15 protein-coding genes are annotated in these 13,754 nt (G+C 66.4%); 4 read left to right on the top strand and 11 right to left on the bottom strand.

Annotation, left to right across the window (positions count from 1 at the left end):
* Positions 1–53: 53 nt before the first annotated feature.
* On the bottom strand, positions 54–584 hold the full coding sequence (msrA, locus tag QOL82_RS02150) for a peptide-methionine (S)-S-oxide reductase MsrA (protein WP_283440570.1): 531 nt from the start codon (positions 582–584) through the stop codon (positions 54–56).
* Between the two features lie 212 nt (positions 585–796).
* Between msrA and QOL82_RS02145 the strand changes: the two genes are divergently transcribed.
* Positions 797–1,453, top strand: a complete 657-nt coding sequence (locus tag QOL82_RS02145) for a DUF1345 domain-containing protein (RefSeq protein WP_283440569.1) — start codon at positions 797–799, stop codon at positions 1,451–1,453.
* Between the two features lie 31 nt (positions 1,454–1,484).
* Here QOL82_RS02145 and QOL82_RS02140 read toward each other — a convergent pair whose 3' ends face one another.
* Positions 1,485–2,123: an AMP-binding protein gene (locus QOL82_RS02140; protein ID WP_283440568.1), complete on the bottom strand. Its 639-nt coding sequence runs from the start codon at positions 2,121–2,123 to the stop codon at positions 1,485–1,487.
* Between the two features lie 121 nt (positions 2,124–2,244).
* Here QOL82_RS02140 and QOL82_RS02135 point away from each other — a divergent pair, with 121 nt between their 5' ends.
* On the top strand, positions 2,245–2,754 hold the full coding sequence (locus tag QOL82_RS02135; RefSeq protein ID WP_283440567.1) for a flavin reductase family protein: 510 nt from the start codon (positions 2,245–2,247) through the stop codon (positions 2,752–2,754).
* A 59-nt stretch (positions 2,755–2,813) separates the two neighbouring features.
* Here the strand turns inward: QOL82_RS02135 and QOL82_RS02130 are convergent, their stop codons facing one another.
* From QOL82_RS02130 to QOL82_RS02090, 9 genes are all read right to left on the bottom strand, one after another.
* Positions 2,814–3,854, bottom strand: coding sequence for an L-threonylcarbamoyladenylate synthase (locus QOL82_RS02130; protein ID WP_283440566.1), 1,041 nt, complete (start codon positions 3,852–3,854; stop codon positions 2,814–2,816).
* Positions 3,851–5,044, bottom strand: a complete 1,194-nt coding sequence (locus tag QOL82_RS02125) for a 5-(carboxyamino)imidazole ribonucleotide synthase (protein ID WP_283440565.1) — start codon at positions 5,042–5,044, stop codon at positions 3,851–3,853. The genes QOL82_RS02130 and QOL82_RS02125 overlap by 4 nt, the downstream gene beginning before the upstream one ends.
* Positions 5,041–5,547 (bottom strand): 5-(carboxyamino)imidazole ribonucleotide mutase, encoded by a 507-nt coding sequence (purE, locus tag QOL82_RS02120; RefSeq protein ID WP_283440564.1) that lies wholly within the window; start codon positions 5,545–5,547, stop codon positions 5,041–5,043. Before purE ends, QOL82_RS02125 begins: the two co-directional genes overlap by 4 nt.
* 11 nt (positions 5,548–5,558) lie before the next feature.
* Entirely contained in the window at positions 5,559–6,458 is a 900-nt protein-coding gene (locus QOL82_RS02115) for a phosphoribosylaminoimidazolesuccinocarboxamide synthase (RefSeq protein WP_283440563.1), read from the bottom strand.
* 102 nt (positions 6,459–6,560) lie between these two features.
* A complete protein-coding gene (gene fba / locus QOL82_RS02110) occupies positions 6,561–7,625 on the bottom strand; it encodes a class II fructose-bisphosphate aldolase (protein WP_283440562.1) in 1,065 nt (354 codons plus the stop codon).
* A 22-nt stretch (positions 7,626–7,647) separates the two neighbouring features.
* Positions 7,648–9,081 (bottom strand): pyruvate kinase, encoded by a 1,434-nt coding sequence (gene pyk, locus QOL82_RS02105; RefSeq protein ID WP_283440561.1) that lies wholly within the window; start codon positions 9,079–9,081, stop codon positions 7,648–7,650.
* An 83-nt stretch (positions 9,082–9,164) separates the two neighbouring features.
* Positions 9,165–10,358, bottom strand: coding sequence for a phosphoglycerate kinase (locus QOL82_RS02100; protein ID WP_283440560.1), 1,194 nt, complete (start codon positions 10,356–10,358; stop codon positions 9,165–9,167).
* Positions 10,359–10,472: 114 nt separating this feature from the next.
* On the bottom strand, positions 10,473–10,811 hold the full coding sequence (locus QOL82_RS02095; RefSeq protein ID WP_283440559.1) for an AzlD domain-containing protein: 339 nt from the start codon (positions 10,809–10,811) through the stop codon (positions 10,473–10,475).
* Positions 10,808–11,596 (bottom strand): AzlC family ABC transporter permease, encoded by a 789-nt coding sequence (locus QOL82_RS02090; RefSeq protein ID WP_283440558.1) that lies wholly within the window; start codon positions 11,594–11,596, stop codon positions 10,808–10,810. The genes QOL82_RS02095 and QOL82_RS02090 overlap by 4 nt, the downstream gene beginning before the upstream one ends.
* Positions 11,597–11,838: 242 nt before the next feature.
* On the opposite strand from QOL82_RS02090, the gene QOL82_RS02085 reads away from it, so the two are divergent.
* A complete protein-coding gene (locus tag QOL82_RS02085) occupies positions 11,839–12,639 on the top strand; it encodes a PEP-CTERM sorting domain-containing protein (RefSeq protein ID WP_283440557.1) in 801 nt (266 codons plus the stop codon).
* A gap of 185 nt (positions 12,640–12,824) precedes the next feature.
* Positions 12,825–13,745, top strand: coding sequence for a branched-chain amino acid transaminase (locus QOL82_RS02080; protein ID WP_283440556.1), 921 nt, complete (start codon positions 12,825–12,827; stop codon positions 13,743–13,745).
* The last annotated feature ends 9 nt before the right edge of the window (positions 13,746–13,754 follow it).

Raw genomic sequence — 13,754 nt, 5'->3', positions numbered from 1 at the left:
CCGCCGCACGGTGGCGGGACGGCGTGCCCGTCCCGCTGCGCTCAATTGATCGGTCAGTGATTGAGCCGGTCCGAGTAGGTCTTGCGGAATTTCGCGACCTTGGGCGCGACGATGTAGGCGCAATAGCCCTGCATCGGGTTCTGCCGGAAGTAGTTCTGGTGGTAGGCCTCGGCCTTGTAGTAGTCGGGCAGCGGCTTGAGCTCGGTGACGATGGGCGCGTCCCACACGTTGGCCATCTCGGCGATCACATGCGCGGCGGTCTCGCGCTGCGCATCGTCATGGTAATAGATGACGGAACGGTACTGCGTGCCGATGTCGTTGCCCTGCCGGTTCAACGTGGTCGGGTCGTGGATGGTGAAGAAGATTTCCAGGATCTCGCGGTAGCTGACGACGCTGGTGTCGAACTGCACCTGCACCACTTCGGCATGGCCGGTAGTGCCCTCGCAGACCTGTTCGTAGCGCGGGTTGACGACCTGCCCGCCCGCATAGCCGGACTCCACGTGCTGCACGCCCTTCAATTCCTGGTAAACCGCTTCGAGGCACCAGAAGCATCCGCCGCCCAGCGTCGCCGTTTCGATCGCCATATTGTTTTCCTCCAGGGTGAACTGTTATTTAACCATCCTACTCTAGCGTAAAATTTTCCTGCCCGCTGCATCCGGCCGTGCGCTGATCGGACTACAATCGCGTCCTGTTGACGCTGGACAATCAAAAATTAACGGACGGACCGCACCACCCGCACCACCCGCACCATGCCGACCACTCTCTCCCCTTCCCCGCACCGTTCGAAGACCTGGCCATGCAGCTGCTGCGCCACCTGATCGTCTCACGTCCGCGCCTGGTGGTCGCGCTGCTGGGCGGGGTCGCCACCGCGCTGCTGCTGCCCGACAGCCTCGGCCCGGTATCGCGCGTGCTGATCGGCTGGAACGTGATGATCTGGAGTTACCTCGCCAGCGTGGGATGGCTGATGTCGCGGGTCGATCACGAGACGGTGCGCACGATGGTCCAGCAGGAAGACCGGACCGCGCTGGCCGTGCTGGCCATCATGTCCACCGCCGCGGTCGCCAGCATCGCCGCCATCGTGCTCGAACTCAGCAGCGCCCGCTCGCTTGCCGTCAGCGAGCGCGTCTTCCATTACCTGCTGACCGGCGCGACCATTGCCGGCTCGTGGTGCCTGGTCGGGGTGTTGTTCACCTTCCATTACGCGGTGATCTTCTACAAGTCGCCGCCAGCGTCGCGCGCCCTCGGTTTCCCGGACCATGAAGCGGCGCCGGACTACTGGGACTTCCTCTATTTTGCCTTCACGATCTCGGTCGCCGCGCAGACGTCCGATGTGACCGTGCTGTCGCGCTCGATGCGCAAGGCGGTGCTGGCGCAGTCCATCCTGAGCTTCTTCTTCAATGCCGCGATACTGGGCCTATCCATTAATATAGCCGCCAGCGCCGTCAGCGGCTGAAGGCCGGACTCAAGCAGGAATCACGCAAGAATCAGCGCCAGGTCAGCGTGTCGCCGGCATGCAGCGCGGACAGCACCACGGGGCCGAAGACATTGGCGTCGAACAGCGCGCCATGCACCTCGCGTCCTTCGCCCGCCGTTTCCTCGCCAAGCTGGTCCAGGCTCAGCGGGCGCAGGCTGCCGTCGCCGGCCAGGCGCAGCAGGCTGCAGGCGGCGGTGTCCGGCGGCGCCACCGTCGCCCGGTACGGACAGGGCTGGCCGATCAGCGTCGACAGGGGAAACGCCGCCGGCGCGATGCGCGACGCATCGGGGCCAGGGTCGAGTTCGTCGTCGAACAACGCCAGCGCCAGCCCAGGTCTTTCGGCAAGGCCGGCAAATGCCGCGCGGCTTGCCGGATGTTCGAGCGGCAGCAGGACCGCGCCGCAGCGCGCCAGCGCGACGAAAAGCACGATCGCATCCGGATGGCCACGGCCCTGGTAGGCGACGATGTCGCCCGGGCGGATACGCCATTCGCCCTGCAGCCGGGCGGTGGCGCGCTCGACGCGCGACCAGAGCTTGCGGTAGCTGGCGAGCCGGAAGCGCGATGCGCAGGCGATCGCGTCGGGCTGCAGGCGGGCGTGGCGCGCCAGCGCCTGGAACAGGCTTTCCGGCATGGGGCGGGATGACGGCAATGGGATCATGGACGGCAGGCAATTGATCAAACCTGCCGATTTTACGTAAAAAACCCGCGCCAACCTCATGCCGGGCCGATTTTCGGCATAATCCTTCCTGTTCAATGCTTCCAGGCTCGCAATGCAAACTATTTCATCCGGCGCGCTCGAACCCGAGTTCGATACCGCCCACTTCCGCAATGCGCTCGCCCAGTTCGCCACCGGCGTCACCGTCATCACCACCCGGCTCGAAAACGGCACGTTCGTCGGGCTGACCGCCAGTTCCTTCAATTCGGTGTCGCTGTCGCCGCCGCTGGTGCTGTGGAGCCTGTCGAACGAGGCCAGCACGCTGCCGGTGTTCACCGACAATTCCCACTACGTGATCAACGTGCTGTCCGCGCGCCAGGCGCACCTGGCCGAGCAGTTCGCTCGGCGCGGGGCCAACCGCTTCGACGGCGTGGCCTATACGCTTTCCCGCACCGGGCTGCCGGTGCTGGACGGCGTCTCCGCCTGGTTCGAATGCCATAACCGCAGCCGCTACCCCGAGGGCGACCACGTGATTTTCGTCGGCGAGGTCGAGCAATGCGCGTTCAACCCGCAGCCGGGGCTGATCTTCCACGGCGGCAGGTTGATGGAGAGCGGCGGCAGGTAGCAGGCGTGTTGCAGCCCTGACGTGCGGCGAATGGCGTCATTCGCCCTAGCCGCGACACCCTAAGGCATCGCGCCGGTCAGGCGCTCCAGCGCCTGCTCCGACCCGTGCGCGGCGCGGCGCAGCCTGTCGTTGATACCTGCCCAGGCCGCATCCTGCGGCGGCTGCTGGACGATGATCACGTCTGCCTGCGCCGCATCCATCTCCCGCAGCGCCGCATACAGTCCCTGCGCATAGCCGTCGGTCTGCGCCGGCAGCAGCGCGTGCGGATGGTCCGCCGCCAGCGCCGCCTCGGTCACGATCAGCGCTGCGCGCCGTGCGGGCCGCGCTTGCTGCAATTGCCGCAGCGCCGCCGGCAGCGCATCCCCTTCCAGCATCACTACAGGCGTGCGCGGCGCGTAATGCGACGCCAGCGCGCCGGACACCCGCGGCGCATCCGTGCCGCCGGCGCCCGGCCAGGCGCCGATCACCGCGGCGATCTGCGCCGCGCTGATCTGCCCCGGCCGCAGCAGCGCCGGGCCGCTGCTGTCCATCCGCGACAGGTCGACGATGGTCGATTCGATGCCGACCTCGCTCGCGCCGCCATCCAGCACCGCGGCCAGCGGCGAGTCCGGGCCGCTGCCGAACTCGTCCTGCACGTGCCGGGCAGTGGTCGGGCTGACATGGCCGAAGCGGTTGGCCGATGGTGCGGCGACGCCGCCCTGGCCGCCGCGGAATGCGCGCAGCAATGCCTGCGCGACCGGGTGCGACGGGCAGCGCAGGCCGATGCTGTCCTGGCCGCCCGAGACCGCTGCCGGCACGCCCGGCGAGCGCTTCAGGATCAGCGTCAGCGGACCGGGCCAGAAGGCCGCGATCAGCTTGTGGGCCGCGTCGGGAATGTCGCTTGCCCAGCGGCCGATGTCGGCGCCGGGCGCGAGATGCACGATCACCGGATGGTTCGACGGCCGTCCCTTGGCCGCGTAGATGGCGGCGACGGCGGCCGGGTTTTCGGCATCCGCGCCCAGGCCGTACACGGTCTCGGTCGGGAAGGCGACCAGCCGGCCCGCCTCCAGCGCTCGCGCGGCCGCGTCGATCGCGGCCTGGTCCGGCATGGCCGCGCTCATGCGTCTATCCGCAGGATCCCGCAGGCCGCCTGGAACTGCTGCTGCGCCTGTTCCAGCGTCGGCGCAACGAAGGTCACGTGCCCCATCTTGCGGCCGGGCCGCGCTTCTTCCTTGCCGTACAGGTGCAGGTTGGCGCCCGGCAGCGCCAGCACCCGGTCCCAGGCCGGCTCGGCGCACGCGTCGCCGTCGAACCAGAGGTCGCCCAGCAGGTTCAGCATGACGACCGGCGAATGCTGCCGCACGTCGCCCAGCGGCAGCCGCGCCATCGCCCTCACCTGCTGCGCGAACTGGCTGGTGATGCAGGCGTCTATCGTGTAATGGCCGCTGTTGTGCGGCCGCGGCGCCATTTCATTGACCACCAGCGCGCCGTCGTCGAGCACGAAGAACTCGATGCACAGGACGCCGACATAGTCGAGCCGCTCGATGATGGCCAGCGCCGCCGCCTGGGCCTGCGCGGCGCAGGCGGCCGATACGTTGGGGCCGGGCACGGTGGTCGAGAACAGGATGCCGTCGCGATGCACGTTCTCGGCGATCGGGTAGACCACCGACGCGCCGTCGGCGCCGCGCGCGGCCAGCACCGAGATCTCGTAGGCCAGCGGCAGCATCTTTTCCAGCACGCAGGGCACGCCGTCCATGCCGGCGAAGGCGGCGCGCACGTCGTCGCGGCTTTTCACCCGCACCTGGCCCTTGCCGTCGTAGCCCATGCGCACGGTTTTCAGGATGCCGGGAAACAGCGCATCGGGCAGCGCGGCAATGTCGGCGTCGCCGGTGATGAGCTGGTGCGGCGCCGGCAGCACGCCGGACTGCGCGGCGCAGCCGGTGAAGAAACGCTTCTCGACCATCCGGTCCTGCGCCACCGACACGCAGGCGGCGGACGGCGCGACGAAGGTGTCCTGCGCCAGCCGGGCCAGGCTGTTGGCCGGCACGTTCTCGAATTCGGTGGTGACCGCGCTGCACTGCGCGGCCAGTTCTGCCAGCGCCGCCGGGTCTTCGTAGCCGGCCGACAGCAGGTGGTCGGCCGCATGGCCGGCCGGGCAGTCGGGCGCCGGCTCCAGCACCGCGACCTTGTAGCCCATCGCCTGCGCCGCGTGGGCGAACATGCGGCCCAGCTGGCCGCCGCCCATCACGCCCAGCCAGGTGGCGGGCGAGGCCGACGGCATGGCGGGACCGGGATGATGCGGCGCGCTCATGCCGGCAGCGTCATGTCCAGCGCCGCCTGGGTCTGGCGTTCGCGGAACGCGAGCAGCTTCGTGGCCAGCGCCTCGTCGCCGGCCGCCAGGATGGCGATGGCGGTCAGCGCCGCGTTCGCCGCGCCGGCCTCGCCGATGGCGAAGGTGGCGACCGGCACGCCCTTGGGCATCTGCACGATGGACAGCAGCGAGTCCTCGCCGCGCAGGTATTTCGACGGCACCGGCACGCCCAGCACCGGCACGATGGTCTTGGCCGCGATCATGCCCGGCAGGTGGGCCGCGCCGCCGGCGCCGGCGATGATGGCGCGCAGGCCGCGGCCGCGGGCGGCCTCGGCATAGGCGAACATCTGGTCCGGCATCCGGTGCGCGGACACCACGCTGGCCTCGTGGGGCACGCCGAACTCCTTCAGCATCGCGACCGCGTGCTGCATTACTTCCCAGTCGGACGACGAGCCCATGACCACGCCGACCAGCGGGGCTGCGGCTGAAACGTCAGCATTCATGCGTGGCTCCCTTAATCCTTGAGTTGTTCGCCGGTCAGGCGCTGCAGCGCCTCGCGGTATTTGGCGCCCGTCTTTTCGATCACGTCGGCAGGCAGCGGCGGCGCCGGCGGCGCCTTCTTCCATTCGGTCACCGTTTCCAGGTAATCGCGGACGAACTGCTTGTCGAACGACGGCGGCGACATGCCGGGCCGGTAGGAGTCGGCCGGCCAGAAGCGGGACGAGTCGGCGGTCAGCACTTCATCCATCAGGTGCAGCACGCCGTTGTCGTCGAGGCCGAACTCGAACTTGGTGTCGGCGATGATGATGCCGCGGGTCGCCGCATAATCGGCCGCCGCCTGGTACAGCCGGATGCTGATCTCCTTCATCTGCCGGGCCAGGTCCGCGCCGATGCGCTGTTCCATCTCGGCATAGCTGATATTCTCGTCGTGATGGCCCAGCTCCGCCTTGGCCGCGGGCGTGAAGATCGGCTCGGCCAGTTTTTCCGCCTGGCGCAGGCCGACCGGCAGCGTGATGCCGCAGACCGCGCCGGTTTCCTGGTAATCCTTCCAACCGGAGCCGATCAGGTAGCCGCGCACCACCGCTTCGACCAGGATGGGCCTGAGCTTCTTGGCGACCACCGCGCGGCCGCGCACCTGCTCGACTTCGTCCGCCGCCACCACCGACTCCGGCGCGATGCCGGTCAGGTGGTTGGGCACGATGCCGGCGAGCTTGTCGAACCAGAAGTCGGACATCTGGTTCAGCACCCTGCCCTTGCCGGGTATCGGTTCCTGCATCACCACGTCGAAGGCGGACAGGCGGTCGCTGGTGACGATGAGGATCTTGTCATCGCCGACGGCGTAATTGTCGCGGACCTTGCCGCGCCCCAGCAGCGGCAACGAGGCGATGCTGGTTTCGTAAAGACTGGTGGTCATGGAAATCTCTGGAATGCGCACCGGCGGCAGGGCTGCCGGCGCTGTGGCTTGCGGAAGGCCCGCGCCCGGAATGGGCGCGGACATGTATTGCAGGGAGGGAGTTTACTGCACGATCTGCGAAAGTTCGCCTTTTTTGTAGCGCTCGGCCATTTTTTCCAGCGACATCGGCTTGATCTTGCCGGCCTGGCCTTCGCAGCCGAATGCCAGGTAGCGCGCCTTGCAGACTTCCATCGCGGCCTGGCGGGCAGGCTTCAGGTAGTCGCGCGGGTCGAACTTGCCCGGGTTCTCGGCGAAGTAGCGGCGGATCGCGCCGGTCATGGCCAGGCGGATGTCGGTGTCGATGTTGATCTTGCGGACGCCGTTCTTGATGCCTTCCTGGATTTCCTCGACCGGCACGCCGTAGGTTTCCTTCATGTCGCCGCCGAATTCGCGGATCTCGGCCAGCAGTTCCTGCGGCACCGACGACGAACCGTGCATCACCAGGTGGGTGTTCGGGATGCGGGTGTGGATTTCGCGGATGCGCTCGATGGCGAGGATGTCGCCGGTCGGCTTGCGCGAGAACTTGTACGCGCCGTGCGAGGTGCCGATGGCGATCGCCAGCGCGTCGCACTGGGTCTGGCGCACGAAGTCGGCGGCCTGCGCGACGTCGGTCAGCAGCTGCTCGCGGGTCATCTTGCCGTCCGCGCCGTGGCCGTCTTCCTTGTCGCCCATCATGGTCTCGAGCGAGCCGAGCACGCCGAGTTCGGCTTCGACGGTCACGCCGATGTAGTGCGCGAATTCCACGACCTTTTTCGACACTTCGACGTTGTACTCGTAGCTGGCGACCGACTTGCCGTCTTCATTGAGCGAGCCGTCCATCATCACCGAGGTGAAGCCGGACTTGATGGCCGACATGCAGACCGCCGGCGACTGGCCGTGGTCCTGGTGCATCACGACCGGGATGTGCGGATAGGCTTCGACCGCGGCCGAGATCAGGTGACGCAGGAAGGCTTCGCCGGCATATTTCCGGGCGCCGGCCGACGCCTGCATGATCACCGGCGCGCCGGTTTCATCGGCAGCCTGCATGATCGCGCTGACCTGCTCGAGGTTGTTGACATTGAATGCGGGCAGACCGTAGCCGTTTTCAGCAGCATGGTCCAGCAGTTGACGCATGGATACGAGAGGCATGTTGATTCTCCTGGTATAAAAATTAGTACTCGCCGACCTTCATGATATTGAGCGCGTTGGTGCCGCCGACCTGCCCCATGGGCTCCCCCCAGGTGATGACGATCATGTCACCGCGCTGCACCGCGCCCTTGGCCAGCAACAAGTCCTGGGCCATCTTGAGCACCGCTTCCCGGTCGGTGGAATGCGGCAGCTCCATGGTCGTCACATTGCGGTAAAGCACCGCCTTGCGCTGGGTCGCGCGGCTGGGCGTCATCGCGTAGATCGGCACGTCGATATTGTGCCGGCTCATCCACAGCGCGGTCGAACCGGACTCGGTCAGCGCGACGATGGCCTTGACCCGCAGGTGGTAGGCGGTAAACAGCGCGCCGTAGGCGATCGACTGGTCGATGCGGCTGAAGGTCACGTTGAGGAAGTCGGCGTCGAGCCGGAAGTCTTCCGAATGCTCGGCCTCGATGCAGATGGCGGCCATCGCCTCGACGGTTTCGACCGGGTAACGGCCCGAAGCGGTCTCGGCCGAGGTCATCACCGCGTCGGTGCCGTCGAGCACCGCGTTGGCGACGTCGGACACTTCGGCGCGGGTCGGCACCGGGTTCTGGATCATGGACTCCATCATCTGCGTCGCAGTGATGGCCAGCTTGTTGGACGTGCGCGCCATCCGGATCATGCGCTTCTGCAGCGCCGGGACTGCGGCATTGCCGACTTCCACCGCCAGGTCGCCGCGGGCGACCATGATGCCGTCGGACGCATCGAGGATTTCCTGCAGCGCCGGAATGGCCTCGGCGCGCTCGATCTTGGCGATCATCTGCGGCTTGTGCTGGAACTCCTCGCCGGCGATGTTGGCCAGCTGGCGCGCCATCATCATGTCGGTCGCGTTCTTCGGGAAGGACACCGCGATGTAATCGGCCTGGAAGCGCATCGCGGTCTTGATGTCCTCCATGTCCTTGGACGTCAGCGCGGCCGCGGTCAGGCCGCCGCCCATCCGGTTGATGCCCTTGTTGTTCGACAGCTCGCCGCCGGTGCGCACGGTGGTATGCACCTGGGTGCCGGTGACCTTGTCCACCACCAGCACGATCAGGCCGTCGTTGAGCAGCAGGATGTCGCCGCTGCGCACATCGCGCGGCAGGTCCTTGTAGTCGAGGCCGACCTGCTGCTCGTTGCCGAGCTCGCAGGCGGCGTCCAGCACGAACTGCGCGCCGCGCACCAGCTGCACGCGGCCGTTCTCGAACTTGCCGACGCGGATCTTCGGACCCTGCAGGTCCGCCATGATGGCGATCTCGCGACCAAGGTCGGCGGCGATGCTGCGCACCAGCTCGGCGCGGTCGATATGGTCCTGTGCCTTGCCATGGGAGAAGTTCAGCCGCACCACGTCCACCCCGGCATGGATCATACGTGTCAGGGTGTCGACATCGCTGGAAGCGGGGCCGATGGTGGCGACGATCTTGGTGGCTCTTTGCATCTTGCCTTCCTGGATGACGGGCGCTGGCCCTCTACTTTGCGACGGCGGACGCGGGCTCCGCCGGCCATAGGCGGGCGACGTGCTCAAGCTGCCGCGCGCTGCTGCAGGATCTCGACCGCCGGCAGGGTCTTCCCTTCCAGGAACTCGAGGAACGCGCCGCCGCCCGTTGAAATATAGCCAATCCTGTCGGCGATGTCGTACTTGGCGATCGCCGCCAGCGTGTCGCCGCCGCCGGCGATCGAGAACGCCTTCGATTCGGCGATGGCCTTGGCCAGCGTCTTCGTGCCTTCGGCGAACTGGTCGAACTCGAACACGCCGACCGGTCCGTTCCAGACCACGGTGCCGGCGCTGGCGATCTGCTGGGCCAGCATCGCGGCGGTCTTCGGGCCGATGTCGAGGATCATGTCCTCGTCGGTGACGTCGGCCACGTCCTTGACCGTGGCTTTCGCGGTCGCCGCGAACTCGGTCGCGCAGACCACGTCGACGGGAATGGGCACCGAAGCGCCGCGCGCGGACATCTTCGCGATGATTTCCTTTGCGCCCTCGACCAGGTCGGGCTCGGCCAGCGACTTGCCGATCTTCAGGCCGGCGGCCAGCATGAAGGTGTTGGCGATGCCGCCGCCGACGATCAGGTTGTCGACCTTGTCGGCCAGGGTTTTCAGTATCGTCAGCTTGGTCGACACTTTCGAGCCGGCGACGATGGCCACCAGCGGATGCGCCGGCTGGTGCAGCGCACGGCCCAGCGCGTCGAGCTCGGCGCTCAGCAGCGGGCCGGCGCAGGCGACGGGCGCGAACTTGGCAATGCCGTGGGTGGTGGCCTCGGCGCGGTGGGCGGTGCCGAATGCGTCATTCACATAGACGTCGCACAGCTTTGCCATCTTCTGCGCCAGCGCGTCGCTATTCTTTTTCTCGCCCGGGTTGACCCGGCAGTTTTCCAGCAGCACCACCTGGCCGGGAATCACGTCGACGCCGTCGACCCAGTCCTGCTTCAGCGCCACCGGCTGGCCCAGCAGCTCGGACAGGCGGCGCGCGACCGGCGCCAGCGAGTCCTGCGGCTTGAACGCGCCTTCGGTCGGACGGCCAAGGTGGGAAGTCACCATCACGGCCGCGCCGGCGTCGAGCGCCTGGCGGATGGCCGGCACCGAGGCCCGGATCCGGGTGTCTTCGGTGATATTGCCGGCATCGTCCTGCGGCACATTGAGATCGGCGCGTATGAACACGCGCTTGCCCTGGAGCTTACCCTGCTGGGCCAGGTCGGCGAAGCGAATGAATTGCATGTTAGACGGGGATGGTGAAATGGAAAGAGCCGTATTCTACCCCACGGCAAACTGGTGAAACGCCGTTTTGGGCAAGCATTGCGGCGTTCTTTCTTATTTTTCTGCCAACACCTTTTAAAGCAGGAGCCGGAATGCCGAAAACAGCGCCATGCCGGCGACGATGGTGCCCAGCAGGTGCCGGGTCGCCAGGAAAAACAGGGTCGCGCCGATGCCGGCCAGCAGGCGCGGGTTGGTCCAGTCGATGCCCGTAATGCCTGCCGCGCCGCCCGCGCCGCCGTTGAGCAGCAGGTCCGGGATGACGATGGCCGCCAGCGCCGCCGGCGGCGCATAGCGCAGCGCCTGCTGCACCCGGGCTGGCAGCCGGGCCGACGCCAGCAGGAAGAACGAGGTGCGGGTGACGACGGTGGCGAAGGTCAGCAGCGCAATCGTCAGCCAGATGTCGGCGCTGCTCATGCGCCCTCCCCGGCGCCGGGCTGCGTCCGCGTCCTGGCCTTGAACAGGTCGACCAGCGTGGCCGCCGCCATGCCGGCCAGCAGAGCCAGCAGCAGGCCCAGCTTGTACGGCAGGCTGTAGGCGGCGACAGCCACCGCGCCGGCGACCGCCACGGCGACCAGCGCCGCCGCGTTGGCGACCAGCGGGATCATCACCGCCAGCAGCGCCAGCGTGCCGGCGAAGCCGACGCCCCAGGCGGCCGGCACCTGGCTGGCGACCAGGATGCCGAGCACCGAGCCGCCCTGCCAGGCCAGCCAGTTCATATAGCAGATGCCGGCGAAATAGCCGGCCTTGCCGCTGGTATGGCCCAGCGTGTGGCCGGGAAAACGCTGCGGGAAGAAGCCCATCATGATGTCGTTGTTCAGGTAGCCGTACCAGAGACGCCGGTGCCAGGGCAGGTGCGCGAAATGCGGCCCCATGCTGGCGGCGAAGATCACGAAGCGCAGGTTGACCACCAGCCCGGTCAGGAACACCACCATGGCCGGCGCATTCGCCGCCATCAGCGGCAGCGCGGCCAGCTGCGCCGAGCCGGCGAACACCACCAGCGTCATCCCCAGCGCCTGCCAGAGCGTGAGGCCGGACTGCATCATCGCCATGCCGGCGACCACGCCCCAGGCAAAGATGCCGGGCATGGCCGGCGCACTCGTGCGCATGGCTTCGTGAAAGGCGGCTTTTTCGGGATCCTGCGGAAAACTGGACGGATCGCGGGAGGAATCGAGGGAAGGACCGGGATGCGGGGAAGTCATTTAGCGGCGTGGACTGCGGACAGGCCGGAATGATAGCGGATATGCATAATTCCTGCCGGCAGCGGTATTAGTGAAAACCAACATCTCATGTCGGGGATTTTTACATTCCATGATCGAAATGGAAACTAAATTTCCTAAATACATGATTCTGAAAGTAAATATTTTCTGGCACGCAACGTGCATTACTTGCCGTGCATAAACGAACTTAGCAACCGATTTCAACAAACCACGGCCCAAAGCAAATGACTATCAAGAACAAGCAGTTCAACAAATCCATCCTGGGAGCATTGGTGCTCGCAGCCACCTTCGGCTTCGCATCGAACGCGGCTTCGGCCGCGGAAGTGATCGTGTTGCCTGGCGATCCGAGCTGGGTTTCTCCGAGTGATGAAAACAAAGGCGGCGGCTCAAGCCAGATCACTTCCACGATGCCCTTTAACGGCAACGGCTCAGTCGAAATGACTGGAGACCGCACACGCCTGTTTGGCCTGAACAATCCATATAGCCCGAGCAGCAACATCGGGCTGCTCGACGCCGTCCGTTCGCTGACCTTCAGCTGGGCCATCGCAAATGGCAGCATCGCCACGCTGAATCCCGACTACACCCCGGCGCTGCGCCTGCATATCTTCGACGGCACGAGCCGCAGCGAACTGATCTGGGAAGGCGTGTACAACAACACCTACGGCCATACGCAGCAAGGCACGTTCTACACATCGGGCCAGGATGACGTGTTTTACCGCAATGTCTCCGGTTCAGGCGTGACGCTGTCCAGCGGCTCCCAGGTAAACCAGTCGATCACGTCGTGGGCAGCCAGCAGCTATTACACTGACGCCGCCTACGTGTCGGCAATCAGCATCGGCGTCGGCTCCAGCGCAGGCGCCGGCTACCGCGCATTCGCGGACAATGTGACGCTGAGCATCGGCGGCGTGGCGACGACCTACAACTTCGAAACCGCCGCAGCCGCGGTGCCTGAACCCGGCATGCTGGCCCTGCTCGGCCTCGGCGCGCTCGGCCTCGGCCTTGCCCGTCGCAAGCAGGCGAAGTAAGCGTTCGAGCCACGGCGGTCCGCCGCAGCGCAAGGCCCGCTTCCAGCGGGCCTTTTTGCCGTCCAGAGGCCTTTTTAAAACCACATCGACGCAGCGCCAAAGCCGTCGCCTGCACGGCGCGCCGTTAAACCCGGCCGAATCCGTTAAAATCTTCCCCCTCTCATTAACAATCTGGAGAACACGACATGTCCATGGCAGACCGCGACGGGAAAATCTGGAAGGACGGCGCAATGGTGGAATGGCGCGACGCCACCGTGCACGTGCTGACGCATACCCTGCATTACGGCATGGGCGTATTCGAAGGCGTGCGCGCGTACAAGACCCCGGAAGGCACGGCGATCTTCCGGCTCAGGGAACATACGCAGCGCCTGTTCAATTCGGCCAAGATCTTCCAGATGGCCATTCCCTACGACATGGAAACCCTGATGGCGGCGCAGCGGGACGTGGTGCGCGCCAACCAGCTGGAGTCGTGCTACCTGCGGCCGCTCGTCTGGATCGGTTCGGAAAAGATGGGCGTTTCGGCCCGCGGCAACACCATCCATGTCGCCATCGCCGCCTGGCCGTGGGGCGCCTACCTCGGCGAGGAAGGCATTTCCAAGGGCATCCGGGTGAAGACTTCCTCGTTCGCGCGGCACCATGTGAACGTGTCGCTGGTGCGGGCCAAGGCGGTCGGCTACTACGTCAACTCCATCCTCGCCAACCAGGAAGCGCTGGCCGACGGCTATGACGAGGCGCTGCTGCTCGACACCGACGGCTATGTGTCCGAAGGCTCGGGCGAGAACGTGTTCGTGATCCGCAACGGCACGCTGTACACGCCCGACCTCGCGTCCTGCCTGGACGGCATCACCCGCGACGCGGTGCTGACGATGGCGCGCGACCTGGGCATCCCGGTCGTCGAAAAGCGCATCACCCGCGACGAGGTGTACTGCTGCGACGAAGCCTTCTTCACCGGCACCGCGGCGGAAATCACGCCGATCCGCGAACTCGACAACCGCCAGATCGGCCCCGGCCACCGCGGCCCGATCACGGAAAAACTGCAGTCCCTGTTCTTCGACGTGGTGGCCGGCAAGGCGCCGCAGTACAAGCAGTGGCTTACCCTGGTTTAACAACGTTGG

Source organism: Noviherbaspirillum suwonense, assembly GCF_900182955.1.
In the GTDB taxonomy this organism is placed as follows: domain Bacteria; phylum Pseudomonadota; class Gammaproteobacteria; order Burkholderiales; family Burkholderiaceae_D; genus Noviherbaspirillum_A; species Noviherbaspirillum_A suwonense.
The sequence above is the reverse complement of the archived record's forward strand: the minus strand, read 5'-3'. Positions and strand labels throughout refer to the sequence as shown.